Source organism: uncultured Sphingomonas sp. (assembly GCF_913777625.1).
Classification (GTDB): domain Bacteria; phylum Pseudomonadota; class Alphaproteobacteria; order Sphingomonadales; family Sphingomonadaceae; genus Sphingomonas.
This window is the reverse complement of the sequence record NZ_CAJYTI010000002.1, coordinates 12,416-25,173: the sequence shown is the minus strand read 5'-3', so window position 1 is coordinate 25,173 and position 12,758 is coordinate 12,416. Positions and strand designations below refer to the sequence as shown.

Genomic DNA, 12,758 nt, shown 5'->3' with positions numbered 1-12,758 from the left:
TAGGCCCACAACACATATCTTGCCGTCCCTTCCGATGCAAAAGTCCGCAACTCAGCGCACAATCTCACGATCAGACGCCACTTCGGAGTTTTAGTGACGGAAATTGCATAGATTTGCGGAGGTTTGCGCACTTTTGCATAGTTTACGCCAAAAATAGCCTAGGCGTGGCAAGCGAGTTGCATACTTTCGCAAACAATTGCGGAGTTTTGCATAGCCTGCCGGCCATTCACCAGATCAAGTCGCAACCGAGGCTTTGATCGGGAGGGGGCGCTCAACGCCGCCTTCGGCTCGACGCCCCCTCGATCGAGCAGCCGAACGCCCGACACCACGTTAAGATATAAAGTTATTGATCGCGCGCGCGCGCGTTACGCTGCCCAAATGCGATCACTCCACCATATTTTGCAATAACTTAGCCAAGAGCAGTGCATCTGAAAGCACGAACTGAAGGTGCACCTAAAAGCACGCATTTGAGCTCCAGCAATGCACCTAAAAGCACGAATCCTGCCGCCTAGCTCTCGAAGTTATCCACAGGCGCCAATTCGGGCGAATGGCAGTTATGTCGTCACAATGAGCGTCGCTTGCGCATCTTCTTCGCGTGCATTTTTTCAAGCGCACTGAGAGGAGCAGTTGGACGCCCCGCGACCATATCGCGCGCCTCCGCAACTCGAGCTTTCGGGCCATAAGAATAGATCGTCACCAGATCCCGCTTGCGATCATAGGCGATGTTATAATCCGGACAGCGCCCGGACTCCGCAAAGGCGCAGATGTCTTCACGAAAATTTCGGAGTGGAGAGGTACTGCCACTTTTCTGATGCAACACCAGCAAACCAACTCTCCAGTGGGGCTGGTTTCCGCAATGCTTCCTCGCCAATTCATATATTCTCCGTTCTATTGGCTTGCGAAGCCCGAAGTATTCACGATGTATGGCTAGGACTTTCCAGTTCTCAATCGATCGGAACAACCAATCAGGCAATGTCACCTCAACGGCAATCATCCGGTTTTTTCCGTCGCGCTCAATCACGCGTGCGGCATCGATCAATCCAAAAAAACCCCGTTCTCGGACGCCATTAGTCTGAATATTGGTTTCGATACGGGTGCCGGATAACCTCTGCAGCATCTGTACCAGGCGATCATACTCTCGACCGCTGGTGCCCCGTCCCGTCGCTCGGAAAAAGTCACGTGCGGTGAAGCGGACGGTTCGATTGATACTTTGCCCTTTGTTTTTGGCGGCACACAGCCTGCTGAGGCAGTAGATCCAAATGTCCTTGTCATGCATGGTTGCCATGCCATCGGGCCCGGGCTTGATAGTGATCGTTACGCCGTTGCGCTCATATGTCCGAACGCGACATTCGCCTCCTTTCAGAGCAAAGAATGGGTGCTCCGAGCTTGCGAGATCCACTTTCAAGGGCGGATCTAAGCCGGGGCTGAGGACAATGCCGTTTGGCTGCGTTCGAGACTGTGCGGCGCCCCGGCAAACGGTCGCCGAGGGGCCGCCGGAAGTTAGCCCTTCTTCTCGAACTGCCGGCACAACACGGCAGCGGGCATGATCCATCGACACGACGGGATCCGTGCAGAAGCGGGACGCGCGAGGTGCAGCCGATCACACCTCACCGCCTGGTCGCGCCGCTTGGCCTCCTGAAGCCTTCCGGGCTTCGATCCACGCCTCGATCTCAGCCAAATCCCAGGCAACATTTCTGCTTGTGAGAGCGATGCGGCGGGGGAACTCGCCCCGGAGCTCCAGATTGTAGATCGTCCTCGGGGCGAGAGGGATGATCGCATGGAGCTTTTTACGATTGATTAAGACTTTTTGAGAAGGTTGCAGCACGCGGCAGATCCCGTCAGCAATGTTGAACAGATGCCTGACACTGCTCGGGATTGCTCGATCGCACGCGCCGATTTTAGGACAATTTGGTGGACACGCCCGACCTCTCGCAATGGATATTCCGCGGATGCGACCCGCAAATTCTGGACGCGGTCAAGCAGGTTGTAGCGAATTGGAAGGGGTACTCGCCGGATCCGATGGCCAAGCGGTCACTGGTCCACCTAATCGAAAAGTACTTAGACCCCGTCGTGAAAGAATACCTCCAGCGGATTCCTGAGGCTTTCCGCTTTAGCTTACTTGGTGGCGGACAAGAGACTTATTCCAGATTGATAAGATCCGAGGGCTATCGATACACAAGGGATCTTCACACGACTCTAGAACGCGGCTTGATGGCATCCACCAATGACATCGACCGCGATCGGGACGATCACTTAAGCACTCTAAGCACGATATATAGTTTGATCTGGCTATGCGAGCTGAAGAAGCAGAAGCGCCTTCAGATTCGGGACAAGGATGGCCTCACTGGAGGCCTCAATCAAAAACTGGACCGCGAGAAATGCAAAATTTGCGGTGACCCGACTGAATTCTCGGCATTTTTGTCATCAAACAAACTTGATCGGGGCGAAAATGACAACCTTCGCTACAGCTACATCTATTGCGCGCTACATAAGTCTACGAGCGACAGAGGAAGCAGCAACACCTACAGATCTTCCATAAGAAATGCCGATAAGGTGAATAAAGAGTTTTTTAGATTATACGCCCGCTCAAACTGCCCAGTACATGAGGAAGATTACTGCAAAAAAGACGTTATCAAGCACTATTTTTACTTATATGTAAGGCAAAACCGCCTCATACAAGCCGACCCTGAAGACGTTCGCAAGCATGCCATTGACTTCGTCACATCACGTATAACAGATCATAAAAAGATTATTCTATATCTAATCAAGCAAGGATTATCTCAAACCGAGATAGCGAAGCTACTCAACATGAAGCACCGCCAATCGGTTTCGAAATCCCTTGCCTCAATACCAGATCGATTTCGTCTTATTTAGATAGACACTACCGTCATTATCACGGCACCATCATATCTATTTTACTTCTGGCGCCGAGGTCCAACTGTCTATCATGTCCGCCCAATCCTGCAGCATAGAGGCGCGCTGCTCGCGGTACTCAGCCTTGTTGTACACCGCTCGGACACCGCGCTGCTCGTGCGCTAGACACTTCTCGATCCAGTCGGTGTTGTACCCCGCTTCATGCAGCAGGGTGCTGGCGGTGCGCCGCAGATCATGCGGCCCGAACTTGGCGAGCGGTTTGCCGTCCTTCTGCGCCAATCGATAGGTCAGCGTCAGCACCTGGTTGAGCGTCGCACTGCTCATCGGCAGGTCGGAATCGTAGCGCGACGGGAGAACGTACTCCGATCCACCGGCGAAGGTTTTGAGCGCGATGAAGATATCCAGCGCCTGCCGCGACAGGAAAACCAAGTGCGGATTGCGCCGCTTCATGCGCTCCTTGGGGATGGTCCACAGCGCCTCGCTGAAATTGATCTCGCTCCACTTGGCGTTGGTCAGCTCGCTCTTGCGGACCATGGTGAGCAGCAGGAGCTTGGCCGCGGCCCGAATGGAGGGGCTGGTGCCGATCCGCTCGATGTACTGGTACATGAGCGCGATCTCGTCGGGCGTCAGTGCTCTGTCCCTCGGCTCGAAACGCGCGATCGTGGTGGGACGGACCAGCTCCGCCGGGTTCTCCACCTTCTGGCCCCGCTCGATCGCCCAACGGAATACTTGGAAGACCACCTCGCGGGCGTGGACGGCCGTCGCCGGCGCGCCGCGCTCGACAATGGCATCGGTCAGCGCGCGCAGGTCCTCATGGGTGATCTCGGGCAGCTTCTGATTGCCGAACTTCGCCTTGAGCTCGCGCTCGAAGATGGCCCGGCGCATGTCGCGCGTGGACTCCGCCATCTGATAGCCGCGGAGCCATTTGTCGGCCCAACCCTCGAACGTGTCCGCATCCTTGATGCGGGCTTTGTTCCGCGCCTTCTCCTTCGCCGGCGATTTCCCCGCTGCGACCATCTTCTTGGCTTCGTTGAGCTGCTCGCGCGCCTCGGCCAGCGTGATTCCGCCAATGCCATACCGGCCGAAGGTGATCGTCTCCTGGCGACCGTTGATCGCGTAGTTGTAGCGGAACGAGATCGAGCCTGCCGGCGTGACCGCCACGTACAGCCCGTCCCGGTCGTTCACCTTGTAGAGCTTCTCCTTGGGCTTCAGATTCCGTAGCTTGGTATCGGTCAGCATGCGAACCCCGCCTCCGCGCCGAAAAATACCATGTTTCTAGACCCCCGATTTTTGACCATATTCAGCTTACAAAGCAGACGTTTAGCAATTTTCAGTACCACGCATGTGCTCTGACGCGGGCATGGTATCGCACCCCTTGCTACGCTCTCAGCAGTTCGCATACCATTAATCGTGCCATTCAAAATACGTGCTTGCCGCTGCCAGACAGTGCCCGACACGACATGGCCCAAACGCAAAAAAGCCCGCATTTCTGCGGGCTTTTCCGTGTCTTATTGCCTCTCGATGCCGGCTCGTGCCGAACGTGGGATCATTCCCACTCAATCGTGCCGGGCGGCTTGCTCGTATAGTCGTAGGTCACCCGGTTCACGCCGCGCACCTCGTTGACGATACGGGTCGAAACGCGTGGCAGAAAGCCGGCGGGGAATTCGAAAGCCTCGGCGGTCATGCCGTCGATCGAGGTCACCGCACGCAGCGCAAGCACGCTGTCATAGGTCCGCCCGTCGCCCATCACGCCGACGCTGCGCACCGGGGTCAGCACGGCGAACGCCTGCCAGATCGTGTCGTAAAGCCCGGCATTGCGGATCTCCTCGAGGTAGATCGCATCCGCCTTGCGCAGGATGTCGCAGCGTTCCTTGGTGACCTCGCCGGGGATACGGATCGCGAGGCCTGGCCCCGGGAACGGATGGCGGCCGACGAACACATCCGGCAGGCCCAGTTCGCGACCGAGCGCGCGGACCTCGTCCTTGAACAGCTCCCGCAGCGGCTCGACCAGCTGCATGTTCATCCGCGCGGGCAGGCCGCCGACATTGTGGTGGCTCTTGATCGTCACCGACGGGCCGCCGGTGAAGCTGACGCTCTCGATCACGTCCGGATACAGCGTGCCCTGCGCCAGGAAATCGGCGCCGCCGATCTTCTTCGCCTCGGCCTCGAACACGTCGATGAAGGTCTTGCCGATGAACTTGCGCTTGGCCTCGGGGTCGGTGACGCCGGCGAGGCCGCCGAGGAACAGTTCCTCCGCGTCCACATGGACGAGCGGGATGTGATAATGCTCGCGGAACATGGTGACGACCTGGTCGGCCTCGCCTGCCCGCATCAGCCCATGGTCGACGAACACGCAGGTCAGCTGGTCGCCGATCGCCTCGTGGATCAGCACCGCGGCCACCGCGGAATCGACGCCGCCGGACAGGCCGCAGATCACCTTGCCGTCACCCACCTGCGCGCGGATCTCGGCGATCTTGGCGGCGCGGAACTCGGCCATCGTCCAGTCGCCCGACAGGCCGCAGACGTTGCGCACGAAGTTCGCCAGCAGCTTGGCGCCGTCGGGCGTGTGTACCACCTCGGGATGGAACTGCATCGCATAATAGCGGCGCTCGTCATTGGCGATCACCGCATAGGGCGCGCCGGGGCTGGCCGCGACCGGGCGGAAGCCGGGGGCGAGGGCAGCCACCTTGTCGCCATGGCTCATCCACACCTGGTGGCTTTCGCCGGTCTGCCACAGGCCCTCGAACAGCGCGCAACCATCGGCGATCTCGATAAAGGCGCGGCCGAACTCGCCGCTGTCGCCCTGCACCACCTGGCCGCCCAGCTGGTGCATCATCACCTGCTCGCCGTAGCAGATGCCGAGCACCGGCAGGCCGCTGTCGAAGATCGCCTGCGGGACGCGCGGCGAACCTTCGTCGAGCACCGAGGCAGGCGAGCCGGAGAGGATGATGCCCTTGGGCTGCATCCGGGCGAAGGCCTCGGCGGCGGTGGTGAAGGGCGCGATCTCGGAATAGACCCCGGCTTCGCGAACGCGGCGGGCGATCAGCTGGGTCACCTGGCTGCCGAAATCGACGATCAGGATGGAGTCGGTGTGCTGGAGCGTCATGGCTGGCCGATAGGGAGCGATCGCCGGGCTGTCAAAGGGGTGCGGGTGATCAGGCGCGCAGCGGCTCGGCGGCGATGGGATGGCGGACGCAGGCGAGCGTGCCGACCAGCACGGTAAGCCCCGCCACCAGCAGCGGAATCGCCAGGCCATAGCGGTTCACCAGCACCGCCCCCAGGAACGCACCGAGCAGGATCGCCACCACCGCCGCGATACGGCGCCCGATATTGGGATTGCGCCCGCCGGCGAAATGCGAATCGGCGGCGATGCCGGTGAGCGTCAGCGTCAGCACGGTGGTGGTAAGGTCCGGCACCTTGAGCTGGCGGATCGTCGCGTTGCGGAAGCCCATCGCGATCGCAGTCAGGGCGATGATCGCGAAGACGCAGGTCTCGGGCAGGATGCCCATCGCGCCGGCCCAGGCGGCAACCCCTGCGGCCACGCCGAACAGCACGGCCTCGACCACCGCCGCCAGCACCAGCCAGCGCCGCAGCGGCTGCCCGGCGAGGTGCGTGCCCACCTTCCCCGCGACGAGCGCGCCGACCAGGAAGGAGGCCAGCGCGACGATATAGGGCGCAATCGTGAAGCCCGGCGTGCCTGCCGCCGCGAAGCCGAGGAACACGATGTTCCCGGTCATGTTCGCGGTGAACACCTTGCCCAGCCCCAGCACGCTCACCGCGTCGACAAGCCCGGTGGTGACCGACAGCAGCAGGAGCAGCGGCGGAAGCGGGGAAGCAGCGGTCTTGGCGTCGGGCATGGCGGGGATCCTCAGAATCGGAAATTGCTTTCGAGGCCGATCATCCGGATCGGGCGGGGCGCACCGGTGTCGCGCAGGAAGCGGCCGGCCTCGAAGAAGGAAAGCGAGGCGGAAAGCTCGAGCTCGGCGGTGGCCTGCCAGGCGATCGCGCCTTCGATCTGCTTGCCGATGAACCGGGCGCGGCTGGTGCCGGGCGCACGAAGCAGGTTGCCGGGAATGTCGTAGACGCCGTCCGCCGGGCTGTAGCGCCAATAGGCGCTGCCGGCGATGCTGGCGGAGACGCCGCCGCCCAGCGTGCCGGCGATGCGGGGGTTCAGGTTGATCAGGTTGTAGGGACCTACCGGCGACAGTTCGCCGAAATACTTGCCCTTGGGGAACAGCGCGTTGAACCTGCCGAGCCGGCGATCCCCGGCATGGCCGTCGCCGCTGATCACGTTGAAGCGGAGCGTCGCGTCGGGCGCGAAGGGCAGGTTGGGAAGCTTGCGGCCGAGCTCCGTGCCGAGCGTCCAGGCGGCGATGGGGCCGTCGGCGAAGCGGCCGAACTGGGCGACGCCCTCGACATTCCAGTGCCAATTGTCGCGCACGCCATGGACGCGTGCGCCGAAGCTGTGGCGCAGCTCGCGGCCGGTGCGGGTACCGAACTGCGCGGTGCGGTTGCGATAGCCGAGATAATAGAGGTCGATCCCCGGCAGCGCGGCATAGGCACCCCAGAGCCGCTTGGTCGGCGAGGTGCGATCGTCGAAGGTGCCGAGCCGCGATGCCACCGGCGCGACGGCGAGCAGGCTGATCCTGGCCTGCCCCACCGCCACGATCCCGCGCACGCCATCGAAGGCGAGCGGCACATTGGGGCCGTAGCGCGTGCCGATCAGCCGCTCGGTGCCGAGCGACAGCATCTGCCGCCCCCCGCGCAGGGTGACCGCGCCGAGATCGCCTTCCGCGAAGCCCTGGAGCAGATCGGTGCGGGTCTGGTCGACCGGCCCGGCGGCGGGGCGCACGCCGGCGGCATAGGCGAGGATCGGCTGGGCGAAGGCGCGGACGTGGCCGACATGGAAATCGGCATAGGGCAGCACGCGGGTCCAGAGATACGCGTCGTCCGGCGATGCGGCGTTGCCCAGGGCGTTGTTGGCAAAGGATTCGCTGCGCAGCCGGAGCTCGATGCCGGTGGAAAGCCACGCACCGCCGCCGAGCGGGATGTACTTGAAGGGGCCGGTCCAGTGGTGCGCGCGCTTCCCGGCATCGGCGAGGTCAGACCAGTCCTCGTCATAGCGGGTGATGCTGAGCATGGGGGCCTGCCAGGCTTCGGGGGCGGGGATTGGGCTGGGTTTAGTCTGCCCCTCCCCCACCGCCGTCATCCCCGCGGAGGCGGGGATCCATTGGGGCTGCCGGATCGGCTCCTTCTGCGAGCGCACAGGCGAATGGATCCCCGCCTCCGCGGGGATGACGATGGGAAGCGAGGCGGCGTCGGGTTGACTCTGCACCACCAGCACCACCGCCGCGGCGAAGCTAGCCACGTCGCTTCGCCTGCTCCGCCACCAGCGCCGCGAGGACGAAGCCGCCGATCAGGCCGAGATGCTCGAAAAAAGCGTTGGTCGCGCCGAACCGCTCGGGGCCCGGGGGCATCGTCCAGAAGGCGTTGGCGGTGAAGGCGGCGAGCAGGGTGAACACCCCCAGCATCCCCGCCCCCAGCCAGATCCAGCGGCCGGTGAGGATCAGCACCGGCCCGACCAGCTCCACCGCGATGGTCAGCGCCGCCCAGAACGCGGGCGGATGCATGCCGAAATGCGCCTGCTCCGCCACCGCGCCCTGCCAGTCGGTGAGCTTGACCAGCCCGCCGAGCAGATAGGCGCCGACCAGCAGCAGCCGGGCGAGGAACCAGGTCGGCCGCCAGTCGAGAATGGCGTCGACGAAGCGGGGGTCGGGCGTCTGCACGGTCACTTGGCCGCGGGGCCGTGGATCTCGGCGATATAGCCGCCGGGGAAGCGCACGATCGCCGCGCGGCCGCCGGCTGCGGCAATGGGCTGCACCAGCGTCTCGACACCGGCGGCCTTGGCCCTGGCGAGCGTCGCGTCGAGATCGGGCACGCCGTAGCCGGTCATGTCGCGGCCATAGGGCCAGGGCAGCAGGCCGTCGGTGACGAACACCACCATCTTGCCATAGCCGCTGGTGATCGAGATCCGGCGGATCGTCTTGCCGGGCTCGCCCACCTCGGCGCCGGGCGCGACGCGGTTGTCGGCGGTCACCTTGGCGTGCGCATAGCCGATCCAGCTCTTCACGAAGCGATCGGCGGCGTCTTCGGTCAGGTAGATGCGGTTCTCGGGCACCGTCTCCAGCGGCGCGTAGCTCGGCTTGGTGGTGTGCCAGTAGAGCTGCATGTTCACCCCGCCCGGCCACTGGATCAGCGAATCGCGACCGATCGGATCGGGGAAGGTCACCAGCCGGCGGACCGCGCCGTGCTGCACGGCGGCCTTCACCGCGGCGTCGATATCGGTGACCAGATAGCCGGTGCGCTCGTCGCCGAAGGGGAACGGGATCGGCGTCTTGAACCCGAACACCGAGACGGTGCCGGCGGGGGTGAGCACCAGCTGCGACTTGGTGCGGCTGGTGGTGGGGGTCACCTGGAACACGCCCTGCTTGCTGGTGGTGCCGCCGAAGGTCGCCTGGAAGCTGGTGACGAAGCTGTCGAACTGGTCTTCCGGCACATAGACATGCGTGGTGTCATATTGCGGGCCGACCGCATAATCGGCGGTCTGCTGGGCGAGCGCGGGGGTGGCGAGGACGAGCGCGGAGGCGAGGAGGAAGAGGCGCATGGCGAAACTCCTGAAGCTATTACGCCCCTCCCGCTCGCGGGAGGGGTCGGGGGAGGGAATGACGTGGAAGAAGCGCGAATAGGGCGCAGCCCCTCCCCTAGCCCCTCCCGCAAGCGGGAGGGGAACGCAGGTGGAAGGGGCAAAACCGAGCATCACACCGCCCAGCAGCCGCAGCCGAGCGCGCCCCAGAAGCTCTGGACGTCGGCAGCAGGCACCTGCGCGCCGAGGGCTGCGGCATGGTCATGGCCGTGGACCGAGCAGTTGCTGTGGCAGGCGCAGGCGGAGGCAAGCTGCGTGCGGGTCTCGAGCGACTGGTGATAGCGGCCGAAGGTCGCGACCGGCGACCAGTCGGGCATCGGCCGGGGCAACGCAGGCGCGAGCGGAGCATAGTCGCCGTCGCCATGCACCACCTGTCCGCCGAGCAGCGTCAACACCGAGCGGATGTGGACGATCTGGTCCTCGGGCACCGAGAAGTAATCGGCCGACAGCACTGCAAGGTCGGCGAGCTGGCCCGCCTTGATCTGGCCCTTCTTGCTCACTTCGTTCGAGAACCAGGTGTTCTCGTGCGTCCACATGGCGAGCGCCTTTTCGCGGCTGACGCGGTTGGCGCCCGGATAGAGCTTGAGCCCGCCCACCGTGCGGCCGGTCACCAGCCAGCTGAGCGACACCCAGGGATTGTAGCTCGCCACCCGCGTCGCATCGGTGCCCGCGCCCACCGGCAGCCCGGCGGCGAGCATCTTGGCGATCGGCGGGGTGCGCTCGGCCGCCTTGGTGCCGTAGCGCTCGACAAAATATTCGCCCTGATAGGCCATGCGGTGCTGCACGGCGATGCCGCCGCCCAGCGCTGCGATGCGATCGATGTTGCGGTCGCTGATCGTCTCGGCATGGTCGAAGAACCAGTGGATGCCGGTCAGCGGGATGTCGCGGTGGACCTTCTCGTACACGTCGAGCGCGCGGCCGATCGTCTGGTCATAGGTCGCATGGAGCCGCCACGGCCAGCGATGCTCGGCGAGCAGGCGGATCACCGGCTCGAGATCGCCTTCCATGGTGGGCGGCATGTCCGGGCGGGCGACGCGGAAATCCTCGAAATCAGCGGCCGAGTAGACCAGCATCTCGCCGGCGCCATTGTGGCGATAGCTGTCGTCGCCCTGCCCCGGCGTCACCTGCTTCACCCAGCCGGCGAAATCGGCCAGCTCTTCCTTGGGCTTCTGGGTGAAGAGGTTGTAGCTGATCCGCACGGTCAGCTGACCATCGGCGTGGAGCTTCTCGATGATCCGGTAATCGTCGGGATAATTCTGGAAGCCGCCGCCCGCGTCGATCACGCCGGTGACGCCCAGCCCGTTCACTTCGCGCATGAAGTGGCGGGTGGAATTGATCTGATAGTCCTCGGGCAGCTTGGGGCCCTTGGCGAGCGTCGAATAGAGGATCGTCGCGTTGGGCTGGGCGAGCAGCAGACCGGTGGGGTTGCCCGCGGCATCGCGGACGATCTCGCCGCCCGGCGGATTGGGCGTGTCCTTGGTATAGCCCACAACCCGCAGCGCCGCAGCATTGAGCAGCGCGCGATCGTAGAGGTGGAGGATGAACACCGGCGTGTCGGGCGCGACGGCATTGAGCTCGTCGATCGTCGGCAGCCGCTTCTCGGCGAACTGGTGCTCGGTGAAGCCGCCGACCACGCGCACCCATTGCGGCGCGGGGGTGTTGTCGACCTGGCGCTTGAGCATCGCCATCGCGCCGGCAAGGCTCGGCACGCCGTCCCAGCGCAGCTCCATATTGTAGTTCAGGCCGCCGCGGATGATGTGCATGTGACTGTCGATCAGCCCCGGGATCACCCGGCGACGATGCGCGTCGATTACCTGCGCGTTCGGCGCGGCGGCGGCGCGGACCTCGGCCTCGCTGCCCACTGCGAGGAATGTGCCGTCGCGGATCGCGATCGCCTCGGCCACCGGATTCTCCCGGTCGAGCGTCGTCACCTGAGCGTTGACGAGGATCAGGTCGGCCATGGGGTTTCCTTTGGGTTGGTTCTTTTCTTCAAGCCCCTCCCCTGAAGGGGAGGGGCTTAGATGGGCTCACACTTGGTCGTCGGGCTTCTTCACCGGCACGCCGAGGATCTGCTCGGCGCAGTCGGTGCGCAGATACGCGACGACGTCATGGCCAGCGAAGAGCCGCTTCGCGACCGGCACCACCTGCTCGCCGAGCAACATGCCGAGCAGGCCGATCAATGCGATCGTGGGCGGGGCCGGCGACTTCACGCCGAGGAGGCTGTAGATCACCCCGACCAGCAGACCGACGGCGAGCGAGATCAGATAGGGCTTCATCGCGTTTCCTCCCCGGCGTGCCCGATCAGCCGCGCACGAAGGCGAGGATGTCGGCGTTCAGCACCTCGGCATGGGTGGTCAGCAGCCCGTGCGGCATGCCCGGATAGATCTTCAGCGTCGGTTTCGGCAGCAGCTTGGCCTGCAGCTCGGCGCCCTGATGGTACGGCACCACCTGATCGTCGTCGCCGGCGAGGACCAGCGTCGGCACCGTCATCGCCTTCAGGTCGGCGGTCTGGTCGGTTTCCGAGAAGGCCTTGATGCCGTCGACATGCGCCTTGGCGCTGCCCATCATGCCCTGGCGCCACCAATTGTCGATCACGCCCGGAGTGACCTTCGCGCCCTCGCGATTGAAGCCGTAGAACGGCCCGGCGGCGACATCGCGGAAAAACTGCGCACGGTTCTCCGCCGTACCCTTCCGGAAGCCGTCGAACACCTCGAGCGGCAGGCCGTTCGGATAGGCCTCGGTCTTCGCCATGATCGGCGGCACCGCGGCCACAAGCACCGCCTTGGCAACGCGGCCCTGCGGAATGCCGTGCTGCGCGACATAGCGGGCAACTTCGCCGCCACCGGTCGAGTGGCCGATATGCACCGCGCCCCGCAGGTTCAGATGCTCGGCGACGGCAGCGGCGTCGGCGGCATAATGATCCATGTCGTGGCCGTCGCTGACCTGCTCGGAGCGGCCATGCCCGCGGCGGTCATGCGCGACGACGCGGAAGCCGTGCTGGAGGAAGAACAGCAGCTGCGCATCCCAGTCGTCCGAGGAGAGCGGCCAGCCATGGTGGAACATGATCGGCTGGGCATCCTTGGGCCCCCAATCCTTGAAGAAGATCGAGACGCCGTCCTTGGTGGTAACGGTGGAGGTCATGAGAAATTCCTTGTCTTGGAGGCAGGCAGACGGGAGAAGA

Annotated in this window: 12 protein-coding genes; 1 reads left to right on the top strand and 11 read right to left on the bottom strand. The window is 63.8% G+C overall.

Features of this window, described 5'->3' with window-relative positions; all coding sequences use genetic code 11:
* Nucleotides 1-562 precede the first annotated feature (562 nt).
* Both QZ814_RS01135 and QZ814_RS01130 read right to left on the bottom strand, forming a co-directional pair.
* Nucleotides 563-1,552, bottom strand: a complete 990-nt coding sequence (locus tag QZ814_RS01135; RefSeq protein WP_294329266.1) for a replication initiator protein A — start codon at nucleotides 1,550-1,552, stop codon at nucleotides 563-565.
* Between the two features lie 48 nt (nucleotides 1,553-1,600).
* Nucleotides 1,601-1,834, bottom strand: a complete 234-nt coding sequence (locus QZ814_RS01130; RefSeq protein ID WP_294329265.1) for an AlpA family phage regulatory protein — start codon at nucleotides 1,832-1,834, stop codon at nucleotides 1,601-1,603.
* A gap of 77 nt (nucleotides 1,835-1,911) precedes the next feature.
* Here QZ814_RS01130 and QZ814_RS01125 point away from each other — a divergent pair, with 77 nt between their 5' ends.
* Nucleotides 1,912-2,874 (top strand): hypothetical protein, encoded by a 963-nt coding sequence (locus QZ814_RS01125; protein ID WP_294329198.1) that lies wholly within the window; start codon nucleotides 1,912-1,914, stop codon nucleotides 2,872-2,874.
* A 36-nt stretch (nucleotides 2,875-2,910) separates the two neighbouring features.
* Here the strand turns inward: QZ814_RS01125 and QZ814_RS01120 are convergent, their stop codons facing one another.
* From QZ814_RS01120 to QZ814_RS01080, 9 genes are all read right to left on the bottom strand, one after another.
* Nucleotides 2,911-4,113 (bottom strand): site-specific integrase, encoded by a 1,203-nt coding sequence (locus QZ814_RS01120; protein WP_294329197.1) that lies wholly within the window; start codon nucleotides 4,111-4,113, stop codon nucleotides 2,911-2,913.
* Between the two features lie 307 nt (nucleotides 4,114-4,420).
* Entirely contained in the window at nucleotides 4,421-5,980 is a 1,560-nt protein-coding gene (gene guaA, locus QZ814_RS01115) for a glutamine-hydrolyzing GMP synthase (RefSeq protein WP_294329195.1), read from the bottom strand.
* Between the two features lie 49 nt (nucleotides 5,981-6,029).
* Entirely contained in the window at nucleotides 6,030-6,731 is a 702-nt protein-coding gene (locus QZ814_RS01110) for a YoaK family protein (protein ID WP_294329194.1), read from the bottom strand.
* Between the two features lie 11 nt (nucleotides 6,732-6,742).
* A complete protein-coding gene (locus tag QZ814_RS01105; protein ID WP_294329263.1) occupies nucleotides 6,743-8,083 on the bottom strand; it encodes an alginate export family protein in 1,341 nt (446 codons plus the stop codon).
* A gap of 151 nt (nucleotides 8,084-8,234) precedes the next feature.
* The gene (locus QZ814_RS01100) at nucleotides 8,235-8,666 is read right to left on the bottom strand and encodes a DoxX family protein (protein WP_294329193.1); all 432 of its coding nucleotides are present in this window, start codon (nucleotides 8,664-8,666) and stop codon (nucleotides 8,235-8,237) included.
* Nucleotides 8,663-9,538, bottom strand: coding sequence for a glyoxalase (locus QZ814_RS01095; protein WP_294329192.1), 876 nt, complete (start codon nucleotides 9,536-9,538; stop codon nucleotides 8,663-8,665). The genes QZ814_RS01100 and QZ814_RS01095 overlap by 4 nt, the downstream gene beginning before the upstream one ends.
* A gap of 152 nt (nucleotides 9,539-9,690) precedes the next feature.
* Complete coding sequence (locus tag QZ814_RS01090; protein ID WP_294329191.1) at nucleotides 9,691-11,538, bottom strand: amidohydrolase; 1,848 nt, start codon at nucleotides 11,536-11,538, stop codon at nucleotides 9,691-9,693.
* 66 nt (nucleotides 11,539-11,604) lie between these two features.
* A complete protein-coding gene (locus QZ814_RS01085; RefSeq protein ID WP_294329190.1) occupies nucleotides 11,605-11,853 on the bottom strand; it encodes a DUF1427 family protein in 249 nt (82 codons plus the stop codon).
* 25 nt (nucleotides 11,854-11,878) lie between these two features.
* Nucleotides 11,879-12,718 (bottom strand): alpha/beta hydrolase, encoded by an 840-nt coding sequence (locus QZ814_RS01080; protein WP_294329189.1) that lies wholly within the window; start codon nucleotides 12,716-12,718, stop codon nucleotides 11,879-11,881.
* Nucleotides 12,719-12,758 lie beyond the last annotated feature (40 nt).

Bases quoted from the DNA above. Each gene is read 5' to 3' on its own strand.
- QZ814_RS01135 (WP_294329266.1), bottom strand. From the start codon at position 1,552: ATGGATCATGCCCGCTGCCGTGTTGTGCCGGCAGTTCGAGAAGAAGGG.
- QZ814_RS01120 (WP_294329197.1), bottom strand. From the start codon at position 4,113: ATGCTGACCGATACCAAGCTACGGAATCTGAAGCCCAAGGAGAAGCTC.
- guaA (WP_294329195.1), bottom strand. From the start codon at position 5,980: ATGACGCTCCAGCACACCGACTCCATCCTGATCGTCGATTTCGGCAGC.
- QZ814_RS01110 (WP_294329194.1), bottom strand. From the start codon at position 6,731: ATGCCCGACGCCAAGACCGCTGCTTCCCCGCTTCCGCCGCTGCTCCTG.
- QZ814_RS01105 (WP_294329263.1), bottom strand. From the start codon at position 8,083: ATGACGGCGGTGGGGGAGGGGCAGACTAAACCCAGCCCAATCCCCGCC.
- QZ814_RS01095 (WP_294329192.1), bottom strand. From the start codon at position 9,538: ATGCGCCTCTTCCTCCTCGCCTCCGCGCTCGTCCTCGCCACCCCCGCG.
- QZ814_RS01090 (WP_294329191.1), bottom strand. From the start codon at position 11,538: ATGGCCGACCTGATCCTCGTCAACGCTCAGGTGACGACGCTCGACCGG.
- QZ814_RS01085 (WP_294329190.1), bottom strand. From the start codon at position 11,853: ATGAAGCCCTATCTGATCTCGCTCGCCGTCGGTCTGCTGGTCGGGGTG.
- QZ814_RS01080 (WP_294329189.1), bottom strand. From the start codon at position 12,718: ATGACCTCCACCGTTACCACCAAGGACGGCGTCTCGATCTTCTTCAAG.